The sequence below is a fragment of the Pseudomonas sp. NY15364 genome, assembly GCF_048068235.1.
GTDB lineage: Bacteria > Pseudomonadota > Gammaproteobacteria > Pseudomonadales > Pseudomonadaceae > Aquipseudomonas > Aquipseudomonas mendocina_D.
The window spans coordinates 396,534-420,889 of the sequence record NZ_JBLUPX010000001.1; the positions used below are offsets into that span (position 1 = coordinate 396,534).

At 63.3% G+C, this 24,356-nt stretch carries 22 protein-coding genes and 1 riboswitch; of the genes, 7 read left to right on the forward strand and 15 right to left on the reverse strand.

Annotation, left to right across the window (positions count from 1 at the left end; genetic code table 11):
• The first annotated feature begins 9 nt into the window (after nt 1-9).
• Complete coding sequence (locus ACNFCJ_RS01875; protein WP_143504588.1) at nt 10-480, forward strand: chemotaxis protein CheW; 471 nt, start codon at nt 10-12, stop codon at nt 478-480.
• Between the two features lie 80 nt (nt 481-560).
• Here ACNFCJ_RS01875 and ACNFCJ_RS01880 read toward each other — a convergent pair whose 3' ends face one another.
• From ACNFCJ_RS01880 to ACNFCJ_RS01890, 3 genes are all read right to left on the reverse strand, one after another.
• On the reverse strand, nt 561-2,042 hold the full coding sequence (locus ACNFCJ_RS01880; protein ID WP_416769454.1) for an alanine/glycine:cation symporter family protein: 1,482 nt from the start codon (nt 2,040-2,042) through the stop codon (nt 561-563).
• Nucleotides 2,043-2,249: 207 nt separating this feature from the next.
• The gene (locus ACNFCJ_RS01885; protein ID WP_416769456.1) at nt 2,250-2,975 is read right to left on the reverse strand and encodes a 16S rRNA (uracil(1498)-N(3))-methyltransferase; all 726 of its coding nucleotides are present in this window, start codon (nt 2,973-2,975) and stop codon (nt 2,250-2,252) included.
• Nucleotides 2,976-3,042: 67 nt separating this feature from the next.
• The gene (locus ACNFCJ_RS01890; RefSeq protein WP_416769458.1) at nt 3,043-4,446 is read right to left on the reverse strand and encodes an adenosylmethionine--8-amino-7-oxononanoate transaminase; all 1,404 of its coding nucleotides are present in this window, start codon (nt 4,444-4,446) and stop codon (nt 3,043-3,045) included.
• A gap of 254 nt (nt 4,447-4,700) precedes the next feature.
• Between ACNFCJ_RS01890 and ACNFCJ_RS01895 the strand changes: the two genes are divergently transcribed.
• Nucleotides 4,701-5,246 carry a cytochrome b gene (locus ACNFCJ_RS01895; RefSeq protein ID WP_416769459.1) on the forward strand — a complete coding sequence of 182 codons (546 nt, stop codon included), beginning with the start codon at nt 4,701-4,703 and terminating at the stop codon, nt 5,244-5,246.
• Nucleotides 5,247-5,303: 57 nt separating this feature from the next.
• Entirely contained in the window at nt 5,304-5,879 is a 576-nt protein-coding gene (locus tag ACNFCJ_RS01900) for a YceI family protein (protein WP_106733649.1), read from the forward strand.
• Nucleotides 5,880-6,114: 235 nt separating this feature from the next.
• Here ACNFCJ_RS01900 and ACNFCJ_RS01905 read toward each other — a convergent pair whose 3' ends face one another.
• From ACNFCJ_RS01905 to ahcY, 7 genes are all read right to left on the reverse strand, one after another.
• Nucleotides 6,115-8,010, reverse strand: a complete 1,896-nt coding sequence (locus tag ACNFCJ_RS01905; protein ID WP_416769461.1) for a DEAD/DEAH box helicase — start codon at nt 8,008-8,010, stop codon at nt 6,115-6,117.
• Between the two features lie 187 nt (nt 8,011-8,197).
• A complete protein-coding gene (locus ACNFCJ_RS01910) occupies nt 8,198-8,956 on the reverse strand; it encodes a substrate-binding periplasmic protein (protein ID WP_416769463.1) in 759 nt (252 codons plus the stop codon).
• 51 nt (nt 8,957-9,007) lie between these two features.
• On the reverse strand, nt 9,008-10,381 hold the full coding sequence (gene ppnN / locus ACNFCJ_RS01915; RefSeq protein ID WP_143504581.1) for a nucleotide 5'-monophosphate nucleosidase PpnN: 1,374 nt from the start codon (nt 10,379-10,381) through the stop codon (nt 9,008-9,010).
• A gap of 97 nt (nt 10,382-10,478) precedes the next feature.
• A complete protein-coding gene (locus ACNFCJ_RS01920) occupies nt 10,479-11,243 on the reverse strand; it encodes a DUF3142 domain-containing protein (protein WP_416769465.1) in 765 nt (254 codons plus the stop codon).
• A complete protein-coding gene (locus tag ACNFCJ_RS01925) occupies nt 11,213-13,375 on the reverse strand; it encodes a hypothetical protein (RefSeq protein ID WP_416769467.1) in 2,163 nt (720 codons plus the stop codon). The genes ACNFCJ_RS01920 and ACNFCJ_RS01925 overlap by 31 nt, the downstream gene beginning before the upstream one ends.
• A gap of 46 nt (nt 13,376-13,421) precedes the next feature.
• Nucleotides 13,422-14,267: a methylenetetrahydrofolate reductase [NAD(P)H] gene (gene metF / locus ACNFCJ_RS01930; protein ID WP_416769470.1), complete on the reverse strand. Its 846-nt coding sequence runs from the start codon at nt 14,265-14,267 to the stop codon at nt 13,422-13,424.
• 98 nt (nt 14,268-14,365) lie between these two features.
• Nucleotides 14,366-15,754 (reverse strand): adenosylhomocysteinase, encoded by a 1,389-nt coding sequence (gene ahcY / locus ACNFCJ_RS01935; RefSeq protein ID WP_416769472.1) that lies wholly within the window; start codon nt 15,752-15,754, stop codon nt 14,366-14,368.
• A gap of 23 nt (nt 15,755-15,777) precedes the next feature.
• Nucleotides 15,778-15,930, reverse strand: a riboswitch (S-adenosyl-L-homocysteine riboswitch).
• 183 nt (nt 15,931-16,113) lie between these two features.
• Between ahcY and ACNFCJ_RS01940 the strand changes: the two genes are divergently transcribed.
• The 3 genes from ACNFCJ_RS01940 (at nt 16,114) to ACNFCJ_RS01950 (ending at nt 17,579) form a co-directional block, all read left to right on the forward strand.
• Nucleotides 16,114-16,503, forward strand: coding sequence for an acyl-CoA thioesterase (locus tag ACNFCJ_RS01940; protein WP_416769473.1), 390 nt, complete (start codon nt 16,114-16,116; stop codon nt 16,501-16,503).
• Nucleotides 16,504-16,628: 125 nt separating this feature from the next.
• Nucleotides 16,629-17,018 carry an MAPEG family protein gene (locus tag ACNFCJ_RS01945; protein WP_099522877.1) on the forward strand — a complete coding sequence of 130 codons (390 nt, stop codon included), beginning with the start codon at nt 16,629-16,631 and terminating at the stop codon, nt 17,016-17,018.
• A 111-nt stretch (nt 17,019-17,129) separates the two neighbouring features.
• Nucleotides 17,130-17,579 (forward strand): cytochrome c, encoded by a 450-nt coding sequence (locus ACNFCJ_RS01950; protein WP_343352209.1) that lies wholly within the window; start codon nt 17,130-17,132, stop codon nt 17,577-17,579.
• Here the strand turns inward: ACNFCJ_RS01950 and ACNFCJ_RS01955 are convergent.
• The 5 genes from ACNFCJ_RS01955 to ACNFCJ_RS01975 all read right to left on the reverse strand — a co-directional run bounded on the left by ACNFCJ_RS01955 (nt 17,573) and on the right by ACNFCJ_RS01975 (nt 23,028).
• On the reverse strand, nt 17,573-17,968 hold the full coding sequence (locus tag ACNFCJ_RS01955) for a DUF1090 domain-containing protein (RefSeq protein ID WP_416769475.1): 396 nt from the start codon (nt 17,966-17,968) through the stop codon (nt 17,573-17,575). The two genes, ACNFCJ_RS01950 and ACNFCJ_RS01955, sit on opposite strands and share 7 nt — an antisense overlap.
• Before the next feature lie 84 nt (nt 17,969-18,052).
• Nucleotides 18,053-19,744, reverse strand: coding sequence for an NAD-dependent DNA ligase LigB (ligB, locus tag ACNFCJ_RS01960; protein WP_416769477.1), 1,692 nt, complete (start codon nt 19,742-19,744; stop codon nt 18,053-18,055).
• A 136-nt stretch (nt 19,745-19,880) separates the two neighbouring features.
• A complete protein-coding gene (gene metK / locus ACNFCJ_RS01965) occupies nt 19,881-21,071 on the reverse strand; it encodes a methionine adenosyltransferase (protein WP_416769478.1) in 1,191 nt (396 codons plus the stop codon).
• Complete coding sequence (locus ACNFCJ_RS01970) at nt 21,072-22,073, reverse strand: ArsR/SmtB family transcription factor (protein WP_416769480.1); 1,002 nt, start codon at nt 22,071-22,073, stop codon at nt 21,072-21,074.
• 73 nt (nt 22,074-22,146) lie between these two features.
• Nucleotides 22,147-23,028, reverse strand: coding sequence for a LysR family transcriptional regulator (locus ACNFCJ_RS01975; RefSeq protein ID WP_416769482.1), 882 nt, complete (start codon nt 23,026-23,028; stop codon nt 22,147-22,149).
• Between the two features lie 110 nt (nt 23,029-23,138).
• Here ACNFCJ_RS01975 and ACNFCJ_RS01980 point away from each other — a divergent pair, with 110 nt between their 5' ends.
• Entirely contained in the window at nt 23,139-24,293 is a 1,155-nt protein-coding gene (locus tag ACNFCJ_RS01980; protein ID WP_416769484.1) for a TDT family transporter, read from the forward strand.
• The last annotated feature ends 63 nt before the right edge of the window (nt 24,294-24,356 follow it).

The window sequence follows — 24,356 nt, forward strand, 5'->3', positions numbered from 1 at the left end:
GACGTTTCAATGAGCCAAGCCGTCGCTACCCAGAACAGCACCGAAGGTCTGACCGGCCTGCTGGTGCCGCTGGCCGACCGCACCCTGTTGCTGCCCAACGTGGCCGTGGCCGAGCTGATTCCCTATCGCGCACCGCAGGTCAGCGAAGGCATGCCCGAGTGGTTTCTCGGTCAGATTGCCTGGCGTGATCTGCGCTTGCCGCTGTTGTCCTTCGAGGCGGCCAGCGATGGCCAGGCGCAGGTTGCCGGTGGCGCCCGTGTCGCGGTGATCAACGCTCTGGGGGGGCGGCCCAAGGTCAAGTTCATTGCCCTGCTGGTGCAGGGTATCCCGCGCTCGCTGAAGGTCGGCAGCGACCTGCCTGCGGCCGATGTCGAGCTGGCGCCGCTGGAACTGGGTGCCGCACGTGTCGGTGACGATGTCGTGCGTATTCCCGACCTGGCCGCACTGGAGCAATTGCTCGCCGATGCCGGTTTGATCTGAAGTCGCCATGCGCTCAGGCGAGCGCCCATGAAAAAGCCCCTGCACTTGGCCGGGGCTTTTTCGTTACTGCCGGGAGTTGATCAGCGCTGCACTTGCTGCGCTTCAGTTTTCTCTGCAGTCAGGTTCTCTTCCGAGGTGTTGCTGCCCCAGTAGTCGGCATTGGTGATGCCAAGCTTCTCGGGGTGGAAGACCGGATCCTTACCCTCATCCAGCTGTTGTTCGTAGTCTTTCAGGCACTTGTAGGCAACCTTGTGCATGAGCACGATAGCGATGATATTCAGCCAGGCCATCAGGCCCACGCCGAGGTCACCCAAGTCCCAGGCGAAGGTGGCGGTGTGCACGGTGCCGTACACGGTGGCCGCGATGATGCCGAACTTCAGCAGCAGGGTGAGGATGGGGCGCTTCACCTTGCGGTTGATGTAGGCGATGTTGGTTTCGGCGATGTAGTAGTAGGCCAGGATGGTGGTGAAAGCGAAGAAGAACAGAGCAATGGCGACGAAGGCGTTGCCGAAGCCGGGCATCATGTTTTCCATCGCGGTCTGTACGTAGCCCGGACCTGCGGCTACGCCGGCGATACCGGTGAACATCGCGCTGCCATCAGGCGCCTGGACGTTGTATTGACCGGTGATCAGCAGCATGAAGGCGGTGGCGGAGCAGACAAACAGGGTGTCGATATAGACCGAGAAGCCCTGTACCAAACCTTGCTTGGCCGGGTGGCTGACGGCAGCGGCGGACGAAGCGTGCGGCCCAGTGCCCTGGCCTGCTTCGTTGGAATACACACCACGCTTGACGCCCCACTGGATGGCCATGCCGACGATGGCGCCGAAACCGGCCTCGAGGCCGAATGCGCTCTTGACGATCAGCAGCACGACTTCCGGCAGCTTTTCGATGTTCAGCAGGATGATGACCAGGGCGACCAGGATGTAGCCCAGCGCCATGAACGGTACGACCACCTGGGTGAAGTGGGCGATACGCTTGACGCCGCCGAAGATGATCAGGCCGATCAGCACGGCCAGAGCCGCCGCGGTGACGTTCGGGTCAATACCGAACGCGGTTTGCGCACTGGAGGCAATGGAGTTGGCCTGAACACCGGGCAGCAGCAGGCCGCAGGCGAATACGGTAACGATGGCGAACAGCCAGGCGTACCACTTCAGACCCAGACCGCGCTCGATGTAGAAGGCCGGGCCACCACGGTATTCACCATTGAGCTTTTCCTTGTACACCTGGCCAAGGGTGGATTCGACGAACGCCGAGCTGGCGCCGAGGAAGGCCACCATCCACATCCAGAACACGGCACCCGGACCACCGAAGGTGATCGCAGTGGCCACACCGGCGATGTTGCCGGTACCGACACGACCGGCGAGGGTCATGGTCAGTGCCTGGAAGGAGGTGATGCCATGTTCATCGGTCTTGCCGGTGAACATCAGGCGAATCATTTCTTTGAAGTGGCGAACCTGGAGAAAGCGGCCGCGCAGAGAGAAGTAGAGACCAACGCCGAGACATAGATAAATCAGCGCCGGGCTCCAGACCAGACCGTTTAGGGTCGAGACCAGTTCGTTCATGCAATGCTCCTGGGCATGCGGTCGCTTTTTGGGCGGTGCCGAGGCCCGTTGTTTGTTATTGGAAGAGAGCCGACGCTAACGGGCGTCGGCCTCGGCCGTGCGCGGTTCGCTGGTGAGCGGCCCGCGCATGCGGCGCGAAGAGCATGACAAAGACTGTCGATCTTGCAATCTCTTGAAATCACATTTTGTTACGTCCAAGCGACATTCTTATGCCTGGAGGTCGCCCCAGAGCTGTTGAGCGACAGTCAGCGCCACCACGGGTGCCGTTTCCGTGCGCAGAACGCGTGAGCCCAGGCGGGCAGGATGGAAGCCGGCGCTCGTGGCTTGGTCGACTTCGGCATCGCTAAGGCCGCCTTCCGGGCCGATCAGAAAGGCCAGGGAATGGGGCTTTTCATGGCTTTGCAGAGCAGCGGCAACGGGGTGCAGCACCAGCTTCAGCTCGGCTTCGGTCTGCTGCAACCAGGCGTCCAGCTCCAGCGGGGCATGGATCACCGGCAGTACCGAGCGGCCGCACTGTTCGCAAGCGCTGATCGCCACCTGACGCCAATGCGCCATGCGCTTGTCGGCACGCTCGTCCTTCAGGCGTACCTCGCAGCGTGCCGAGACGATGGGGGTGATTTCGCTGGCCCCCAGTTCGGTGGCTTTCTGGATGGCCCAGTCCATGCGTTCGCCGCGTGACAGGCCCTGGCCGAGGTGAATATGCAGCGGCGACTCGCTTAGGCCGGCAAAGGCCTCACGCAGCTCGACGCGCACGCTTTTCTTGCCCACTTCGATCAGCTCACCGAGGTATTCGTGGCCGCTGCCGTCGAACAGCTGCACGGCATCGCCCACCGCATGGCGCAGCACGCGGCCAATGTAATGGGCCTGCGCTTCGGGCAAGTCGTGTTGACCGAGGGAGAGCGGGGCATCGATAAAGAAGCGGGACAGGCGCATGACGTATCAACCTTGAGCAGAGGCGCGAATTCTAGCTGTAGGGTGCGCTGTGCGCACCGCTCCTGAGTCAGCCCGGATCGCGATGATCGGGGTAACGGTTGTCCACTGCCACGCTGATTGACTCTCGGGTGGCGATATCGATGCCCTCGCTGGCCACCTCGGCGAGCAAATCGATCTCCTCGGGTGTGATGACATAGGGCGGCAGGAAATACACCACGCTACCCAGTGGGCGCAGCAGCGCACCCCGTTCCAGTGCATGCTGGTAGACGTGCAGGCCGCGCCGCTCCTGCCATGGGTAGGCTGCCTTGCTGGCCTTGTCCTGCACCATCTCGATGGCCAGGGCCATGCCGGTCTGGCGCACTTCGGCGACATGCGGATGGTCGGCCAGGTGCGCGGTGGCACTGGCCATACGCGCCGCCAGGGCCTTGTTGCGTTCGATCACATCGTCGTCACGGAAGATGTCCAGCGTCGCCAGCGCGGCGGCGCAGGCCAGCGGGTTGCCGGTGTAGGTGTGCGAGTGGAGAAAGGCGCGCAGGGTGGCGTAGTCGTCGTAGAAGGCGCTGTACACCTGGTCGGTGGTCAGCACCGCAGCCATCGGCAGGTAACCACCGGTCAGTGCCTTGGACAGCACTAGAAAGTCCGGGGTAATGCCGGCCTGTTCGCAGGCGAACATCGTGCCGGTACGGCCGAAGCCGACAGCAATCTCGTCATGGATCAGGTGCACGCCATAGCGGTCGCAGGCCTCGCGCAGCAGCTTGAGGTAGACCGGATGATACATGCGCATGCCGCCGGCACCCTGGATCAGCGGTTCGACGATCACCGCGGCGACTTCGTGGTGATGCTCGGCCAGGGTCTGTTCCATGTGGGCGAACATGACGCGCGAATGCTCTTCCCAGCTCACGCCTTCCGGGCGCAGGTAACAGTCCGGGCTGGGCACCTTGAGGGTGTCGAGCAACAGCGGCTTGTAGGTGTCGGTGAACAGCGACACGTCGCCCACCGACATCGCTGCCACGGTTTCACCGTGATAACTGCTGCTCAGGGTGACGAAGCGCTTCTTGTTCGCCTGGCCGTTGTTGAGCCAGTAGTGAAAGCTCATCTTCAGCGCCACCTCGATGCCCGAGGAGCCGTTGTCGGCGTAGAACACCTTGTTCAGGCCGGCCGGGGTGATCTGCACCAGACGCTCGGACAGTTCGATCACCGGCTGATGGGTGAAGCCGGCGAGCATGACGTGCTCAAGGCTGTCCAGTTGCTCGCGGATGCGCGCATTGATACGTGGGTTGGCGTGACCGAAGACGTTGACCCACCAGGAGCTGACGGCATCCAGATAACGCTTGCCGTCGAAGTCTTCCAGCCACACGCCGTACGCCTTGCGAATCGCTACCAGCGGCAGGCGCTCGTGATCCTTCATCTGGGTGCAGGGGTGCCACAACACGTCGAGATCGCGTTGCATCCAGTGATCGTTCAGGCTCATGAGCTATCTCCCAGGGTTCGGCGGCACAGCCTACCAGAAGCCGTCACCGAGTCACGGCGTTGCCGCTGGTCTGGCAGAATGTACCGCTGGTGCCGTTGCCGGGGAACTCCATGGGCGGCGCGTCATACCAACTGGGTCGGCTTGAGGGGGACGCGCGAAATATCGCATTTCCTGATATTTCATAGCGAAATTTTCCGCTTTAAATCGATATATTTGCAGTTAGTCTTGCTCGGATCTGGATTAGGAAAGCCACCATGCAATGGCGTAACACTTCTGCTCGTTATGGTCTGGTCAGCGTGCTGCTGCACTGGTCGGTCGCGCTGGTCGTCTTTGGCCTGTTCGGCCTTGGCTTCTGGATGGTGGGGCTCAGTTACTACGACCCGTGGCGCCAGAGTGCGCCAGACCTGCACAAGAGCATCGGTATCCTGCTTTTCGCGGTGATGCTGCTGCGCGTGCTGTGGCGTCTGCTCAACCCTGCGCCGGTAGCTCTGGCCAGCCACGGCCAGCTCACTCGTCTGGCCTCCAAGCTGGGTCATGGCGTGCTCTATTTCGGCCTGTTTGGCGTGATGATTTCCGGCTACCTGATTTCCACTGCCGATGGCCGTGGCATCGAGGTGTTCGGCCTGTTCAGTGTGCCGGCCACCCTGACCGGTATCGCGCAACAGGAAGACATTGCCGGAGCCATTCACGAATACCTGGCCTGGGGCCTGGTGATTTTCGCTGGCCTGCATGGTCTGGCCGCAATCAAGCATCATTTCATCGACCGCGACAGCACCCTGCTGCGGATGTTCGGGCGCTGAAGCATTCAAATCGGGTCAAGGCCCATCTAGATCGACAACCTCGCAAGGAGAACACCCATGTTGAAGAACGCCCTCGCTGCACTGGTTCTGGGTTCCGCTCTGATCGGCGGCCAGGCCATGGCGGCAGACTACGCCATCGACAAGCAAGGCCAGCACGCATTCGTCAATTTCAAGATCAGCCACCTGGGCTACAGCTGGCTGTACGGCACATTCAAGGATTTCGACGGCAAGTTCAGCTTCGACGCCGCCAATCCCGAGGCGAGCAAAGTCAGCGTTACCCTGAAGACTGCCAGCGTCGATACCAACCACGCCGAACGTGACAAGCACATCCGCAGTGCCGACTTCCTTAATGCGAGCAAGCACGCTACTGCCACGTTCGAATCCACTTCGGTCAAGTCCACTGGCGAAGGTACTGCCGACGTTACCGGCAACCTGACTCTGAACGGCGTGACCAAGCCGGTGGTGATTGCTGCCAAGTTCATCGGCGAGGGCAAGGACCCGTGGGGCGGCTACCGCGCCGGCTTCGAGGGCACCACCACCCTGACGCTGAAAGACTTCGACATCTCCATGGATCTCGGCCCGGCTTCGCAAACCGTGGAGCTGATCATCTCGGTCGAAGGTGTGCGTCAGTAAAGAAAGCGGCCGCTTGCGGCCCACTGATGACCCTCTCACATTTATGGGGCGAAGAGGCGTGTTTTTGGAGGCACCGCCTCCTACGCCGATGAGCGCCTGATCGCTGGCGATCAGGCGGGGGCGCGGAGCGGGGTGCCCGCAGGGCGGGAGAGGGCTATTTAGCTGTTCATTCTGACTCTGCCGGCACCAGCAAAAACGCCACCCCATGGGGTGGCGTTTTTGTTTGCGTGGCAGCTTACTCTTCGCGATTACGCGTCAGCAGCGCCGGCTTCTCGCCGCGTGGCCGAGTGCTGTTGCTCAACTCGTCTAGCTGTTCGGCGCTGGGGAAACGATCCAGGCGCGAGCCCTTGTGCACGATGATCGGCTGTTTCTCGCGCGGGTTGCGCACGGCCGCTTCGGCGCGTGGCAGTTCGTCGCGGTCCAGCGAGGTGATGCGACCATCCGCCTGCCGGCCACGGCCCCCGCCGTTGCGGCCTTGACCACCCTGGCCACCTTGACGGCGATTCTTGCCGGGATTGCCTGGGTTGCCGCCAGTGTTGTTGCGGGGCTGCCTGTTGTTGCTGTTGGCTCTCTGACCTTGGCCCTGAACGGCGCCATTGCCAGATGCCCCGCCGCCTGAGCGGCGGCCGCGACCTTGCGGCTTGTTCTGCACCGGGACGTAATCGGCACGGTTGCCGAAATTGTCGATTTCGTCGTCGAGAAACTCTTCTGGATCGCGATCCGGCGGCAGTACGGGAACGGCCGGGGCTGCGCCACGATTCTGGTTACGAGGCTGCTGACCGCGACGGTTCTGCCCTTGGCCCTGACCTTGCTGCTGCGGCTTGGCTTTCTGATCCTTGCCGCCATCCTTGCCCTTGTCTCTGCGTCCGCCGTTATTGCGGTCGCCCTTGGGCTTGTCGGCGCCTTCGGCTTTCTGTTTCTTCTGGCCGGCACCACGTGGTTGGCGTGGCTCACGTACTTCCGGGCGCTCCGCTTCCACGGCGCTGGCGTCGAAGCCCATCAGATCGCCGTCGGGGATCTTCTGCTTGGTCATGCGCTCGATGCTTTTCAGCAGCTTCTCTTCGTCCGGAGCGACCAGCGAGATGGCCTCACCACTGCGGCCGGCACGGCCGGTGCGGCCGATACGGTGAACGTAGTCTTCCTCGACGTTGGGCAGCTCGAAGTTGACCACGTGCGGCAGTTGGTCGATATCCAGGCCGCGTGCGGCGATATCGGTGGCTACCAGGATGCGTACCTGGTTGGCCTTGAAGTCGGCCAGGGCCTTGGTGCGTGCGTTCTGGCTCTTGTTGCCATGGATCGCGGCAGCCGGCAGACCATGCTTGTCGAGGTACTCGGCCAGGCGGTTGGCGCCGTGTTTGGTGCGGGTGAACACCAGCACCTGTTCCCAGGCACCCTGGGTGATCAAGTGGGCGAGCAGGGCGCGCTTGTGGCTGGCAGCCAGACGGAACACACGCTGTTCGATGCGCTCGACTGTGGTGTTCGGCGGCGTGACCTCGATGCGCTCGGGGTTGTGCAGCAGCTTGCCGGCCAGGTCGGTGATGTCCTTGGAGAAGGTGGCCGAGAACAGCAGGTTCTGGCGCTGTGCGGGCAGTTTGGCCAGCACCTTCTTGACGTCGTGGATGAAACCCATGTCGAGCATGCGGTCGGCTTCATCGAGCACGAGGATTTCGACATGAGACAGGTCGATGGCTTTCTGATTGGCCAGGTCGAGCAGGCGGCCAGGGCAGGCCACCAGCACGTCGACGCCCTTAGCCAGGGCCTGGACCTGAGGGTTCATGCCAACGCCGCCGAAAATGCAGGCGCTGACGAATTTCAGATCGCGGGCATAGACCTTGAAGCTGTCATGCACCTGGGCGGCCAGTTCGCGAGTGGGTGTCAGCACCAGCACGCGCGGCTGTTTCGGGCCGTGACGTTGTTCGCGATCCGGATGACCGCCCGGAAACAGGCGCTCGAGGATCGGCAGGGCGAAACCGCCCGTCTTACCTGTACCCGTCTGGGCCGCCACCATGAGATCGCGACCTTGCAACACGGCGGGAATGGCCCGCTGTTGCACCGGAGTGGGTTGGGTGTAGCCGGCGGCTTCGACCGCACGGACTAAAGCCTCGGAGAGACCGAGGGAGGCAAAGGACATGAGCAATCCTGTACTAGTGAGGGCGTGGCCCTGGGGGTGTAGAGCCTGGCTTGAATCACGCATTGGGGGGCGTGATCCCGTCCGGTACTGCTGGCTTTAGAGCACCAGCATCCGGGCGCAAGCCTGGCGGGAAGGCCCGATTATAACAGAGCGCAAGGCTTGCGCACCTATCAGCCTGTCGGCTGGTTCACGGTTGGCGTTCGTGTGGCCTGGCGTAGCGTGCCTGCAGGCGGGCATAGGCGGGTTCGCGCTTGAAACGGCGTAGCTCGCGAGCGAACGCCTGCGCCAGTGGCTGCAGCGCCGGATCCTTGCGCAGCGCCAGGTACAGATGGTCGCGCCCGAGTCTTTTGCGGTGGTAGTCGATTTGCCCCTCGATGCCCATCTGCGCGATCAGGTAGAGGCCGGCGCGCCGGTCATTGACCACCAGGTCGACGCGGTGGCGTATCAGCTTGCCCATGTTGGCTTCATGGCTCTGTGCTTCTTCGCGGCTTAACAGGGTCGAGGTGCGGAAGGCCTCGTCGTTGTACCAGTAGCCTGGCGAGACACCGATTACCAGGTCGCTCAGGTCTTCCATGCTGGTGTAGCGGAAGGGGCGATTACGTGCATGGAACAGCACCAGCTCGACCTCGCTCAGTGGCTCTGCGACGAAGAGCATGTCGGCCTCGCGCTCGGGCAGGTGGAAGATATCCAGAATGCCATCGGCCTGCCCGTGCTCCAGTGCCAGTAGGCAACGCTTCCAGGGCAGGAACTGCAGCTCCAGCTCGATGCCCAGACGCTGCAGCACCGTCTGCGTAATCTCATAGTCGAGGCCGGTGGCCTGGCCGTGTTCCTCGAAGACGTAAGGCGCCCAGGCTTCCGTGACCAGGCGCAGCGTTTCACCGCGAGCGGCGAAAGCACAGAAGCACAGTAAAAGTATGGTGATAATCTGACGCGGCAATAGTGGCATCGCGCCAGATTAGCGATTTTTTAATGGCCTTTGAAGTGCGCCTACGCGACCTCAATCGATGACGCGATAGCAGGGCTCATAGGCGCTGCCGCCCGGCAGCTTCATGCGGTGCTGCTCGACGAAGGCCTGCAGCAGGCGATCCAGCGGGCGCATGATGGTGGCTTCGCCGCGAATCTCGTAGGGGCCGTGCTCCTCGATCAGACGGATGCCGTTCTCCTTGACGTTGCCGGCGACGATGCCGGAAAAGGCACGACGCAGGTTGGCGGCCAACTGATGCAATGGCTGCTCGCGGGTCAGGTTGAGGCTGGCCATGGATTCATGGGTTGGCTCGAAGGGGTGCTGGAAGCTCTCGTCGATCTTCAGCAGCCAGTTGAAGTGGAAGGCGTCGTTGCGCTCGCGGCGGAACTGACGCACGGCCTTGATGCCGACGGCCATTTCGCGGGCGACTTCAGCCGGGTCGTTGACGATCATTCGGTAGCGTTGCTGCGCGGCTGCGCCGAGAGTGGCGCCGATGAAATCATGCAGCTGCTGCAGGTACGGCCCGGCGCTTTTCGGTCCGGTAAGAATGACCGGGAAGGGCAGATCCTGGTTGTCCGGGTGGGTGAGGATGCCCAGCAGGTAGAGGAATTCTTCGGCAGTACCAGCGCCACCCGGGAAGATGATGATGCCGTGGCCGACGCGAACGAAAGCCTCCAGGCGCTTTTCGATATCCGGCAGAATCACCAGCTCGTTGACGATCGGGTTCGGCGCTTCGGCGGCGATGATCCCCGGTTCGGTCAGGCCCAGGTAACGGCCGGTGAGGTTGCGCTGCTTGGCGTGGCTGATGGTGGCGCCCTTCATCGGCCCCTTCATCACGCCTGGGCCGCAGCCGGTGCAGATGTCCAGGCCGCGCAGGCCCAGCTCGTGACCGACCTTCTTGGTGTACTTGTATTCCTCGGTGCTGATCGAATGGCCGCCCCAGCACACCACCATCTTCGGCTCGACGCCGCTGCGCAGGGTCTGTGCGTTGCGCAGCAGGTGGAAGACGTAATCGGTGATACCTTCGGAGCTGTCCAGGTCGATGCGCTTGTGCTCCAGCTCGCTTTGCGTGAAGACGATGTCGCGCAGCGCGCTGAACAACATCTCGCGGGTGCTGGCGATCATCTCGCCATCGACGAAGGCGTCGGCCGGGGCGTTGATCAGCTCCAGACGGATGCCGCGATCCTGCTGGTGAATCTTCACTTCGAAGTCCGGGTAGGCTTCGAGGATGGTCTTGGCGTTGTCGCTGTGCGAACCGGTATTGAGGATCGCCAGGGCGCACTGGCGGAACAGGCGGTAGACGCTGCCCGAGCCGGTCTCACGCAGTTGCTGCACTTCGCGCTGGGAGAGGGTTTCCAGGCTGCCCTTGGGGCTGACGGAGGCGTTGATCGTGGAGCGTTTGAGCATGAAATGTGGTCCTGGTGGCAAGCTTGCGCCGAAGGTTGGCGCGGAGGCGTTCGAATAGGTTGTCGCCGTGGGTGTTGCGGTTGTCTGTGTCGGGCGTTCAGTGCCTGGTGGCTGGTGCGTCGGTTGCGGGTTCGCTCGGGTTCAGCAGAAATACCACATAGCCACGGAACCAGGGGCTGCTTTGCAGGTAATCCGGCGCCTGCCATTCGCCGTTTTGTATCAGGCCGATGCGAAACGGCAACTGCAGCCGCGCGATGCTCGGCAGGTAGCGCTGGTAGCCAGCGATGCTGTGGCGGCCCTGGTAAGTCTGCATCACCACTTCATCGACCACCCCGGCGAGACGGTTGAGCGCCGCCGGGTCGGCATTACCGGCCCAGTCGAGCAGGCCGGTGATACTCAGGCGGTACTGCTGCGGCAGGCGCTGGCGCAGGTCTTCGAGGAAGGCGGCGTAGCGATCCAGGCGCAGCGTTTGTGCATCGAAGTCGATCTGCACCCCGCTGACCCGGTTGCCGGAACGCTGCCAGCGCTGCAATTGGCTCAGCAGCAGGGCGAACACTTCCTCGTTCCAGTCCAGGGTATGCGCGCGATACACCACCCAGAGTTCGATATCCTCCGACAGCCTGGGCGTGGCTGGGTTCTGTGCCTGCATCCGCGCCGATGGATCGCCAGCGCGGCGTGGACCATCGATCTGCCCCTGCAGCACGTATAGGGTACGGGCTTGGGCCAGCACCGACTGTGGCGTCACGCCGGCCCACAGCCAGAAGGCCTGATGCTCGGCGGCGTCGACGCGCGCGGCCTGCACCGGCAGGCCGGCTGCCAGCAGGAGCAGGCCTACCAGTAGTACTTGAGTCGCTGTGCCCACTGGGTGTCCGCGTAGCTACGCTTGAGAGTCTGGAACCACTGCTTGCGCTGATCCTTGCCGATGTCCTGGCCGTCGCAGCTGTTGTAGCCGCTGGGCGCGTAGCAGTTGATCGCGCGAAACAGCGCGTAGGCCTTGTCCTCGCGGCTGACCTGGGGCGCAGCCAGCAACATCTGGTAGGCGGCCAGGCGAGAAAAGGACGACCCCTGGAACTGACTTGGCGCGCTGCCCAGTTCGCCAGTCGCCGGCGGACGGTTCAGCCAGTGTTCGTCGAGGCCGTGGACACGGACGAAGTCGCCCAGGCACAGCATGCCTTGGGCGTCCTCGGCATTGGCGGCGAGGCGTTCGGCGATCTTGACCAGACTGGGGCAGGCGTAGCCGGCATCGCTGCCGCCGGCCCAGGCAAACAGGCCTGGGTCGAGGCGCGGTGCAGGCTGTTCCGGCTTGTAAGGGTATTGCGCGAAATCGCTGAGAAAGTCGGCGTAGCGGCCGTAATCCAGGTCACGGTAGAGCAGGGCATACAGCGCAGTTGCCCGCTCGCTTGCAGGTGCCTGTGCGTCGCCAGCCTGCTTGCGCAGCAGCTCGGGGCCGGCACCATAGGCCAGCAGGCGTTCGCGGATCGGCGCGGTGGTGATCGGCGAAGCGGCGGCGAATACCTTGTCCAGTTCGCCACTGCGCTCGTAGTTCAAGGCCAGCGCCAGTTGCAGTTGTGCCTGCTGCAGCGGGTCTTGGCTGCGTGCCAGTAGCGCCTGCCAGTGCTGCAGTGCCTGGGTCGTCTCGCCCTTGGCTTCCAGTGCCAGGCCGTGCAGCGTTTCTTGGCTGAAGACGAGGGCGTTCAGAGGCCCACCTTCGGCATCCGGCAGGGCGGCGAGAGTCTGTTCGGCATCGTCGCCGCGGTAGAAGTGCCAGGCAGCGACCAGGTAGGCGTGCAATCCGGGCTGGCTGGCGAAGCGCGGTTGCTGCGCCTGCAGTTGTTCGAGGGAGAGACGCGGCTCGCTATTGGCGCCGGGATCGCGCAGATGAATCAGGTCGACCATCGCCAGCAGCAGCGGGTCATCGATGGCATCCGGGGCGAGGCTGGGCAACAGCTTGCCGTCCAGTTCCTCGATCAGCGCGGGCATATCGACCTGCTGCGCACCTCGCTGAAATTGCCGGGCAAAGGCCTCGGCAAATCGCCGTGTGTCGCCTGCCAGCCAGTACACGCGGCGTTGTAGGCCGCGAGCCGAATCGCTGTAGAGCCCCTGCGGATAGTTATCCAGATACTGCTCGAAGGCCTTCGCGCTGGCGTCGAGATTGGTCTTGTCGACCTGCTCCGGGCTGAAGAAGCCGTACTCGTCGAAGGCATCGAGTTGCGCCTGGTTCAGCGCGACACGGCCGAGCAGGTACTGGGCGGTTTCGCTCAGCCAGGGCTGCTCGCTGTGTGCGAGTTCGGCGAAACGTTCATGCGCCTGATCGAAGTCGCCGCGATAGAACGCGTCGGCGCCGCGCAGGTAGTCCCCGAAGGCCTGGGCCGCGGGCGACTGCAGTTGCGTCGCTTGCGGCAGAATGTCCTGCGTTTGTGGATCGCCCTCACCGCACAGGCTCAGCAGGCTGCGCCGCGAACGGGCCAGCGCCTGTGCCTCGCTCGCGGCCAGCTCTGGCGTGGCGCTGAGCGCATCGACGAAGCCGCGCATGGCCTGCAGGTCGTTGCTGCGGCAGCGATTGCCCTCGCCTTCAGCGAAGTGGTGCACGGCGAAAGCATCCGCCTCGCTGTCGACGCCCAGGCGCTGCAGGGCCTCGATCAGGTACGCCGCGTCCGGTTCGGCGGCTTGCTCGTCCGTCTCGGCCGCTTCGCTACGAGCGCGGCTCGGGTCGAGCATGCCGAGGCTGAAGGGCACCAGGCCGTAGCCGTATTCGTAGCCTTCGAGTGCCAGCGGTTCGCGCGTCAGTTTCAGGTGGCCGGCGTCGTCGAGCAGCAGTTGCAGATTGACGCGGCTGTCGTTGCCGGGGCTGAGAAAGGCCAGGTTGTTGCACCCCGAAAGCTGGTCGGAAATCAGCTTCCAGCTCGGTGTGCAGGTCATGTCGGAGCTGGCCAGTGCAGCGGGCGTATGCAGGCCGGCGAGCAAGGCGAAGGGGAGGAGGCGCTTGATTGTCATAGGGCTCATCCTTGAGCGTGGGAGCCGCTGTACGGCTCCCTGCCCGTCAGCGTTTGAGATCGAGGTTGTTCCAGATGGCCAGGCTGGGACCTGCCAGGTTCATGCTGTAGAAGTGCAGGCCGGGCGCGCCGCCTTGCAGCAGGCGTTCGCACATCTCGGTGATGACCTGTTCGCCGAAGGCGCGAATGCTGTCGGCATCGTCGCCGTAGGCTTCCAGCTGCTTGCGCACCCAGCGTGGGATTTCAGCGCCGCAGGCGTCGGAGAAGCGCGCCAGCTTGCTGTAGTTGGTGATCGGCATGATGCCTGGCACCACTGGAATGTCCACGCCCAGCTTCTGCACGCGCTCGACGAAGTAGAAGTAGCTGTCGGCGTTGAAGAAGTATTGGGTGATGGCACTGTCGGCACCGGCCTTGGCCTTGCGCACGAAGTTGGCGATATCGTCCTCGAGGTTACGTGCCTGCGGATGCATCTCCGGGTAGGCGGCTACCTCGATGTGGAAGTGATCACCGGTTTCGCTGCGGATGAACTCGACCAGTTCGTTGGCGTAGCGCAGCTCACCGCTGGCCATGCCCATACCCGACGGCAGGTCGCCGCGCAGGGCAACGATGCGCTTGATGCCGGCATCCTTGTACAGGTTCAGCAGCTCGCGCAGCTCTGCTTTGCTGTCGCCCACGCAGGACAGGTGCGGTGCGGTGGGTACCTTGATCTCGCCATCGAGTTGCAGCACGGTATTGACGGTACGGTCGCGGGTCGAACCGCCGGCGCCATAGGTGCAGGAGAAGAAATCGGGGTTGTAGGTCGCCAGTTGGCGCGCCACATCCATCAGTTTTTCATGCCCGGCTTCGGTCTTGGTAGGGAAGAACTCGAAGCTGTAGCGGCGTTGTTGGCTCATAGGGTTTCTAGCCTTGGAGACGTAGGGTGGATGGCGTTAACCATCCACCTTGCTGGAAGTCGGCGGTGGATAAGCCTGGGGCTTATCCACCCTACGCATTAGTAGCGGTAAGCGTCCGGCTTGAACGGGCCTTCCACGGTCACGCCAATGTATTCGGCCTGCTGCTTGGTCAGTTGGGTGACCACGCCGCCGAAGCCCTTGACCATTTCCAGGGCGACTTCTTCGTCGAGCTTCTTCGGCAGCACTTCGACGGTCAGGCGCTCGGCCTTCTTCTCGGCGGAGAGATCAGCGAACTTCTGCTCGAACAGGAAGATCTGCGCCAGCACTTGGTTGGCGAAGGAGCCGTCCATGATGCGGCTCGGATGGCCAGTGGCGTTGCCCAGGTTCACCAGACGGCCTTCGGCCAGCAGGATCAGGTAATCGTCGTTGGTCGGATCGAAGCTGCCGGAGCCGGTGCGGTGAATCTTGTGCACCTGCGGTTTGACCTCTTCCCACGCCCAGTTCTTGCGCATGAAGGCGGTGTCGATCTCATTGTCGAAGTGACCGATGTTGCACACCACGGCGCGCTTTTTCAGGGCCTTGAGCATGCCGGCGTCGCAGACGTTGACGTTACCGGTGGTGGTGACGATCAGGTCGATCTTGCCCAGCAGTGCAGCGTCGACGCTGGCCTCGGTGCCGTCGTTTAGACCGTTCTTGTACGGGGAAACCAGCTCGAAGCCGTCCATGCAGGCCTGCATGGCGCAGATCGGGTCAATTTCGGAGACCTTGACGATCATGCCTTCCTGACGCAGCGACTGGGCCGAGCCCTTGCCCACGTCACCGTAGCCGATGACCAGCGCCTGTTTGCCCGACAGCAGGTGGTCGGTGCCGCGCTTGATCGCGTCGTTGAGGCTGTGACGGCAGCCGTACTTGTTGTCGTTCTTGCTCTTGGTGACCGCGTCGTTGACGTTGATCGCCGGGACTTTCAGGGTGCCGGCCTTGAGCATGTCGAGCAGACGGTGCACGCCGGTGGTGGTCTCTTCGGTGATGCCGTGGATGCGCTCGAGCATCTGCGGGTATTTCTTGTGCAGGATCTCGGTCAGGTCACCGCCGTCGTCGAGCACCATGTTGGCATCCCACGGCTGGCCGTCCTTGAGGATGGTCTGCTCGATGCACCACTCGTACTCTTCTTCGGTCTCGCCCTTCCAGGCGAACACCGGGATACCGGCAGCGGCGATGGCGGCAGCGGCCTGATCCTGGGTGGAGAATATGTTGCAGGAGGACCAGCGCACTTCGGCGCCCAGGGCGGTGAGCGTCTCGATCAGCACGCCGGTCTGGATGGTCATGTGGATGCAGCCGAGGATCTTCGCGCCTTTCAGCGGTTGGCTGGCGGCGTACTTGCGGCGCAGGCCCATCAGTGCCGGCATCTCGGACTCGGCGATGATCAGCTCTTTGCGGCCCCAATCGGCCAGGGAAATGTCAGCGACTTTGAAATCATTGAAAGACATGCAATAGCACTCCATTCGTTGTCTGCGAATGGGCGCCGTTGATGCGTATGGTTAACGCCCCATCCGAGCCTGACAGTCTGGAAGGCTGATTCGAATCTACCGCGAAGCATTGTAGGAATGCAGGGCTTGGGGATTCGAAACAGATCTTTCAGGCTGCTGCAGCGCCCCTCGGACAGGTGGCGGGCACAACCGGAGCGGTGCCGGTTGCGTGAAACCGGCAAATTATAGCCGTGTACGCGGCGCAGCCCAAGGCTTTCCGTCGCATTTGCCTGGCTATGATTGTCATAGCCAGCGATACAACGACAAGCGCAGCGCTGCGGGCGCATCATGGGCGCCCAATCTGGTACGGAGGACACTGCATGAATTTCCATACTCGCAAGTGGATCAAGCCCGAGGATCTCAATCCCAACGGCACTCTGTTCGGCGGCAGCCTGCTGAAATGGATCGATGAAGAAGCAGCGATCTACGCCATCGTCCAGCTCGACAATCAGCGCGTGGTGACCAAATTCATCTCCGAGATCAACTTCGTCAGCTCGGCGCGGCAGAGCGACATCATCGAGCTGGGTATCACTGCTACCGAGTTCGGTCGCACCTCCATCACCCTGCGCTGCGAAGTGCGCAACAAGGTCACGCGCAAGAGCATCCTGACCATCGACAAGCTGGTGTTCGTCAACCTCGGTGAGGATGGCTTGCCGGCCCCTCACGGCAAGACTGCGATCACCTACGCCAAGGATCGCTTCACGGACTGAGCGTCGCTGGCGCGGATGGCTGCGGGCTTGGCCGAAGCGCCGGCATCATTGGCGGGTGCGGCCATGGATGGTAACGGGGCGCTCGCTCATGCTTGGCTTCCCGACCTTTCGAGTGAAGCCACACCATGACCCTTGCCTACTGGTGCGTACTGATCGCCATCTTTCTGCCCTATCTGGGCACTGCCACTGCCAAGTTTCTTGGCCCCGGCTACGGACCGCGCGCCAATCAGGACCCGCGCGCCTTCCTGGGCACGCTGGAGGGCTGGCGTAAGCGCGCCAACAACGCCCAGCTCAATGGCTTCGAGGTGACTCCGGCGTTCGCCGCTGCAGTGATCATCGCGCACCAGGCCGGTGGCGCCGAGCAAGCGCTGCTCGACCAGTTGGCCATGGCATTCATCGTCAGCCGTGTGCTGTATTTCATCTGCTACCTGGCCGACTGGGGCCCTGTTCGTTCGCTGGTGTGGTTCGCCGGGATGGGGCTGATCGCGGCGTTGTTCGTGGTGTCCGCTAGCTGAACACTGGCTGACTGCAAGGCAGGAAAGGCATCCGTTGTGACAAGAGGTCGCTTGGCCCGGCCGGGGTGAGCCGCGATACTGTCGGCCCCTTGTCGCCTGGAAGTCGTGTCGATGACCTTGAAGAAACTCCTGCTGCTCACCTGCATCTGCCTGACCCTGGCTGCTTGTGGTGGGGTCGACCCCAACTCGCCGTTGGGCAAGCGCCAAGCCGCGTTCAAGGAGATGCTCAAGGTCAGCGAAGACCTCGGTGGGATGTTGCGCAATCGTATTCCCTACGACGAAGCCGCATTCATCAGCGGCGCAGCCAAGCTCGAGCGTCTGTCGCACGAGCCCTGGCAGCACTTTCCACAGGTACGTGACGACGAGCGCAGCAAGGCCAATCCCGAGGTCTGGCAGCGCCAAGAGCAATTCCAGAAGATGGCGCGTGATCTGGAGCAGGCCACCGCCGCACTGGTGCAGGCGACGACCGCTCCGCCGTTACGCCGCTCCGAGCTGGAGCCGGCAGTGCAGGCTGTCGAGGATAGTTGCGAGGCCTGTCACAAGGCGTTTCGCGCTTACTGATCGGCGCGCGCTTCGGCCTCCGCCTGCTCCAGTTCGGCGCGCGCCTCGGCCAACTTGGCCTGACGCTTGGCGATCTTTTCCTGATCGCCCTTGCCCATGGCTTCGCGCAGATCCATCTCGCGCTCCTGCACTTCCTTACGGGCTTCCTTGACGCTGGCCAGGCGATCACTGTGCAGGGTGGCGTCGTCGCAATTCATTTCCACATTGCCCAGCGCCCTTTGCAATCCATCCAGTTGCTGTGAGTTGCCGTTCTTGCGCGCGGCCTCGATCTTTTCTTCGATGACCTGGCGCTTGGCCGCACAGCCACCGTCGCCGTCGGCAGCGAGGATGGGCGTGGCGTTGAGATTGGCGGCCAGCAACAGGCCGAGCAAAGCGGTTTGACGAATCATGGTCTGTCCTCGTGTAGGTCTACTTCGAAGTGACCCTGGTTGCCGCGCGAGGTTCGACCCGAGTGAGTCATCGGCTGACCAGGGTCAACCGCGCGGAGAGTTTTCCTGCGGCAGGAAACCGACGGTGCCGGCCTCCTGCAGTTGCGCGCCCAGGCGCTGAACCTCGGGGTGGCTGAAGAACGCCAACAGACGTTCAGCGCTCTTTTGGCTCACGCCGGGCTGCTTCATCCAGTCGGCGTGGCTGCGACCCAGTAGCGTGGCCCAGTCATCCTCCGCGCCTAGCTGGATGCCAGGTGGTGCGCCGAGGGCCTGCAGCCATTGCTGCAGTGAGCGCCGCTGGGCCTGGGCGAAGGCCTGCTGCAACTGCGAGGCGCGCCGTGGACCGATACCTGGCAGTTGCAGCAGGTGCTCGCTGTCGAATTCCAGCCAATCGAGCAGGCCATGCAGTTTCTGCCCCGCCAATAACGTGCTCCAGGTGCCTGGTCCTACGCCGGGCAGGTTCAGCCCCTGTTTGCCGGCGAGCCAGTTCAGGCGTGCCTGGAACTGTTGCTGGCACTCGTCGCTGAGTCGCCAGCAACTCATGGCGTGGTATCGATTAGGGTCAGGTGCCTGCACCGCTGCGCGCTCCTGGCTGCGCCAGATCACCTGGTCGAGGCGCGGAATGGTCAGGCCAGCCAGGCGTATCGCCACCTGATCGCCGGGGCGAATGTCCAGTTCTTCCCAGGCTTGCAGCGAGCCGAGCGCGACCCGGCTGATACGCCGCTCGTCAAGGTCGACCGGCTGCAAGCGCAGGATGGGCGTGATGCGCCCAGTGCGGCCGATATTGAAATCCACCGCCTGCACCACTGCCAGAGCCTGGCTGGCGGGGTATTTCCAGGCAATCGCCCAGTGTGGCGCTTCGGCCTGCCAGCGCTCTCCTGGGGGTCGTATGCCGTGGCGTATGACCACACCGTCGCTGGCGAACGATAGCGGCGCATTAAGCCAGTGCTGGCGCCAGCCGCGGGCATCCACCGTGCTATTGAGTGGCTGGGTGTAATGCAGGCTGTCGCTGAAGCCTAGATTTTGCAGGGCTTTCAGGCGCTCGGGCATGTTCTCAGGGCCGTTCGGCCAGTCCCAGACGAACAGGCCAATGGCGTTGGTTTCCTGCTCATCGAGTGACTGTCGCGCCATCAAGCCTGCCACCTTGCCGCGTGCTCCGGCGCCACCGTCGCGGCCCTGAACATGGTCGTCCAGGCGCCAGTAAAGCTCGCCTTGCAGCACGGCATCTAATGGCTGTTTCAGGTGCTTGGGAATGGCTGGTAGCTGTCTGGCGCGCGCCGTCCAGTCCTGTCCATGGCGTCCATCGCCGCGGCTGATGGCTTGTTTCAGGATGCCGCCCTGGTAGACCAGAGTAACTGCGACACCATCGACCTTGGGCTGAATCCACAGGCTGTCGCGGCTGGCGACCCATTCGGCTACTGCCGCATCGTTCAGCTTGCGCAGGCCGGTTTGTGCCACGGGGTGAGCGAGCTTGCCCGTACTGCCGGCCAACGGTTCCGGCAGGTCAACGAGCGCGTTCGGGAAGCACTGATGCCAGGATTGCAGGCGCTCACGGGCTTGATCGTAAAGTTCATCGGCGATCAGCGAGCGACCATGATTGTGGTAGGCATCATCCCACTCGGCGATCTGCTGGCTAAGGACAGAGAGTTCGCTCTTGGCGCGGTTGGCCGGCCAGTCGGGGCAGGGGGCTGCCTGTGCGGTCAATGGAAAAAGGAGCAGCGCGATCCAGCGTGTCATGGCAAGCGTCCGTGCTTGGGATTGAATTCTCAGCCTAGACGATTTCGCGACGCCTGTCGGGTGAAGGGTGCTTTCACCTACTCCAGCAAAGAGAAAGCCCTGCGCAGGGCAGGGCTTCTCTTGTCGTCGCTGAGCCTTACAGGCCAGCGGCGGCGCGCAGATCGGCAGCCTTGTCGGTGCGTTCCCAGGTGAAGGTGGTGAAGCTGTCGTCACCAACGGTTCTGGACTGCGGCGTGCGACCGAAGTGGCCGTAAGCTGCGGTGTCCTGGTACATCGGGTGCAACAGGTCGAGCATCTTGGTGATGGCGTAGGGGCGCAGGTCGAACACGTCACGCACCAGTTTGATGATCTTGTCTTCAGCGATCTTGTGGGTGCCGAAGGTGTTGATCGAGATGGAGGTCGGCTGGGCCACGCCGATGGCGTAGGACACCTGGATCTCGCAGCGCTCGGCCAGGCCGGCGGCGACGATGTTCTTGGCCACGTAGCGGCCGGCGTAGGCAGCGGAGCGGTCGACCTTGGATGGGTCCTTGCCGGAGAACGCGCCGCCGCCGTGACGGGCCATGCCGCCGTAGCTGTCGACGATGATCTTGCGCCCGGTCAGGCCGCAGTCGCCCACCGGGCCGCCGATGATGAACTGGCCGGTCGGGTTGATGTGGAACTGGGTGTCCTTGTGCAGCAGTTCGGCCGGCAGCACGTGCTTGACGATCAGCTCCATCACGCCGTCGCGCAGGTCGTCGTATTTCACTTCCGGGTTGTGCTGGGTGGACAGTACCACCGCGTCGATGGCGACGACCTTGCCGTTCTCGTAGCGGCAGGTGACCTGGGATTTGGCGTCCGGGCGCAGCCACGGCAGCAGGCCGGATTTGCGCGCTTCGGCCTGACGCTCTACCAGGCGGTGCGAGAAGCAGATCGGCGCCGGCATCAGCACGTCGGTTTCGTTGCTGGCATAACCGAACATCAGGCCCTGGTCGCCAGCGCCCTGATCTTCCGGCTTGGCGCGGTCGACGCCCTGGTTGATGTCCGGGGACTGCTTGCCGATGATGTTGAGCACGCCACAGGTGGCGCCGTCGAAGCCGACGTCGCTGCTTGTGTAGCCGATGTCGCAGATCACATCGCGGACTATCTGCTCCAGGTCGACCCAGGCGCTGGTGGTGACTTCACCGGCAACGATGGCCACACCGGTCTTGACCAGGGTTTCCACGGCCACGCGGGCGTGCTTGTCCTGGGTGATGATGGCGTCGAGCACCGCATCGGAGATCTGATCGGCGATCTTGTCCGGATGCCCTTCGGACACGGACTCGGAGGTAAACAGGGAATATTCGCTCATCTATCGGTTCCTTTCTTGCCGGAGGCTGAAGGCGCTGTGCGCATCGGGTTTGGCAAAGTGCCGTAATTGAATCTGAAAGCCGTTTTTCAGGCCTATGTAGAGGCTTTCGCCGGGTGTCAGGCCGGCGGCCGTCGCCCAGCGCGCCAGGTCTTCCTGTTCGAAGCCGAGCCAGAGGTCGCCGCACGCTTCGCGCGCCCAGCTCTGGTCGTGGCTGCACAGTTCGCTGAGCAGCAGGCTGCCGCCTGGTGCGACCAGGCCAGCCAGCTTGCGAAAGGCCTCGGCCGGGGTGGCGAAGTGGTGCAGCACCATGTTCAGTACCACGCAATCTGCCGTGACTGGCGCGTCCTGCAGCGCATCGGCCAGTTTCAGCTCGACGTTATGCAGGCTTTCAGCGGCGCAGCGTTGGCTGGCCAGTTCGAGCATAGCCGGGCTGTTGTCCAGTGCCGTGACCTGGGCGAAGCGCCGCGCCAGTTCGGGCAGGAAGGCGCCATCGCCCGGGCCGATTTCCAGCGCGCTGGCGCTGGGGTCGAAGTGCAGGGCATCGAGCAGCGCCAGCAAGCTGTCGCGGTACTGCGGCAGGCCGGCGATCAGGTCCTGCTGGGCCTGGAAGTTGCTGGCCATGCGTGCGAAGAAATCGCGGCTGACGGTGGCGCGCTGCTGGTGCACGGTGGCGATGCGTGCCTGCACATCGCCGGGCAGCGGCAGCTCGTCGATATCGTCCAGCAGGGCGGCATGCAGGCGGCCATTGGGCAGGGCGCGGCGATAGAAGATCGCGTTGCCTTCGCGGCGCGTTGCCACCAGCCCGGCCTGGGCCAATACCTTGAGGTGATGGCTCATGCCCGATTGGCCGATGGCGAAGATTTGCGCCAGCTCCAGCACACCGAACGAATCGTTGCTCAGGACGCGCAGCACGTTCAGGCGCAGCGGATCGCCGCCGGCCTTGCACAGGGCGGCGAGTGTGTCGCAGGGGTCGAATTCCAACTGGGGGGCGCGCAGGGTCATGGTGGCGCAGTCTAGTCGGTCATTTTTCATACAGCAATACCAATATCAAAAAGTTTTGATATTGGTATTGTTGCTACTCCGACGTTTGAGTCAGCGCCAGGAAAGCCGCGGGTGCCGGGCTCAGGCTGGCACCCAGGCGCCACAGCACATGCAGCTCACGTTCGATCTGCAGGTCCTGTACCGGCAGATGGCGCAGTTCGCCGCTGGCCAGTTCGCGCTCCACCACTCGCTGCGACAGCCAGGCAATGCCCTGGCCGTCAGCGAGCAGACGCTTGAGCGCCTCGGTGCTGCCGATGGCCATGCCGGCGCGGGGTTCGAGGCCGTGCACGCGGTAGGCCTGCTCGACGCTGACCCGCGCGCCGGAGCCCGGCTCGCGCATGTACAGCGGGTAATCCTGCAGTTTCTCCGCCGCGAGCGTCTGGCTGGCGGCCAGCGGATGGTGTGGTGCAACGACCGGTAGCAGCGCGTCGCGCGCCAGCAGGCGATGGGCGTAGTCGGTGCGGACGAACGGGCCTTCGACGAAGCCCAGGCTGATGCGGCCTTCGTCCAGCTGCCGAGTGACGGCGTCGGTGTTGCTCACCTCCAGGCTGACGAATATCTGCGGATGCAGGGCGCGGAAGCGGGTGAGCAGGGGCGGCAACAGGTAGGAGCCGAGGGTGGCGCTGGCGCCCAGGTGCAGTTCACCTTGTTCCAGTTGGGCGAAGTCACGCAGGTCGCGTTCGGCGGCGCGTTCCAGGCTGAAGATGCGCTGGGCGTAGTCGAGCAGGCGCAGTCCGCCCTCGGTCAGTTGTACGCCGCGCGGCAGGCGGTCGAACAGGCGCAGGTCGAGGCTGGCTTCGAGGTCGCGAATTTCTCGCGTCACCGCCGGCTGGCTGATGTGCAGGCGCTCGGCACCAGCGCTGATGCTGCCGGCCTCTGCTACGGTAAGGAAGACCTTCAGGTGATGGAGGTTCATGATTCATGCATAAGTGAAAGGCATGGTTAGGATGCTGAATATGTATTTTTCATATGGCAAGCCTCTTCTTAACCTTGCGCTATCACTCATGTCACGGGGCAACCCGATTCATGCCGCGCCCTTTCAGTCGTTTGCCCGAGCCTCTCGCCTTCATCCGTCACTTCACGCCCAACTGGTTCGCCATGACCATGGGCACCGGTGTGCTGGCGCTGGTTATCGCTCATCTTCCCTGGCGTCTGCCTGGTCTGGCGTTGCTGGCCGAAGGCCTGTGGTTCTTCGCTGTCAGCTTGTTCGCCGTGTTCACGGCGCTGTTTCTGCTGCGCCTGGCACTATTTCGCGACACCGTATGGCCGATGCTGCTGCATCCGGTGCAGTCGATGTTTCTCGGCGCGATCCCGATGGGGCTGGCGGTGCTGATCAAGGGGCTGTTGCTGTTCGGCGTCCCGCGCTGGGGCGAGGGCGTCTATGCGCTGGCGCATGCTTTGTGGTGGCTGGATGCGGCGCTGGCGCTGGTCGGCGCCCTGCTGGTGCCCTACCTGATGTTCACCCGCCAGCATCACGCACTGGAAAAGCTCACGGCCGTCTGGCTGCTACCTATCGTCGCACCCGAGGTTGCTGCCAGCACGGCGGGAGCGTTGGCACCGCACCTGGACGCTGTGGCCGCGCAGCAGTTGCTGGTCGCCGGCTTCATTCTCTGGGGATTGTCGCTGTCGCTGGCGTTCTCGCTGATCACCCTGGTGCTGTTGCGCCTGGCCCTGCACAAGTTGCCGGATACCGATTTCGCTGCCACCAGCTGGCTGCCGCTGGGGCCGCTGGCGACCGGCTGCCTGGGGCTGCTGAGCATGGGGCAGGCCGCGCCGCTGGCGTTCGCTGGCACACCCTTGGCCAGCGCTGCCGAGCTGGCCCGTGACCTTGGCCTGATCGGCGGCCTGGCGCTGTGGGGCGCGGGGCTGTGGTGGCTGGTGATCGCCACCCTGTTCACCCGCCACTACATCCGCGACAACATGCCCTTCAACCTGGGCTGGTGGGGCTTCACCTTTCCGCTCGGAGTCTTCGCCCTGGCCACCTTCGAGCTACAGGCGCTGACCGGGCTGACCTTCTTCACTTGGGTCGGCGTGGCGCTGGCGATCCAGCTGGCGGCGGTATGGTCGCTGGTGTTCAGTCGTACGCTCGCTGGCGTCTGGCATGGCGAGCTGTTTCAGGCGCCCTGCCTGGGTGGGCCGGGTAGCCCGGCGGTGAGTGTGCTGAGCGAGCAGACAGGTTGATTTGGTCTCTACGACCATCTGTCATTGCCCCGCGGGGGCTGGCTGGGCGAAAATAGGCGTCTT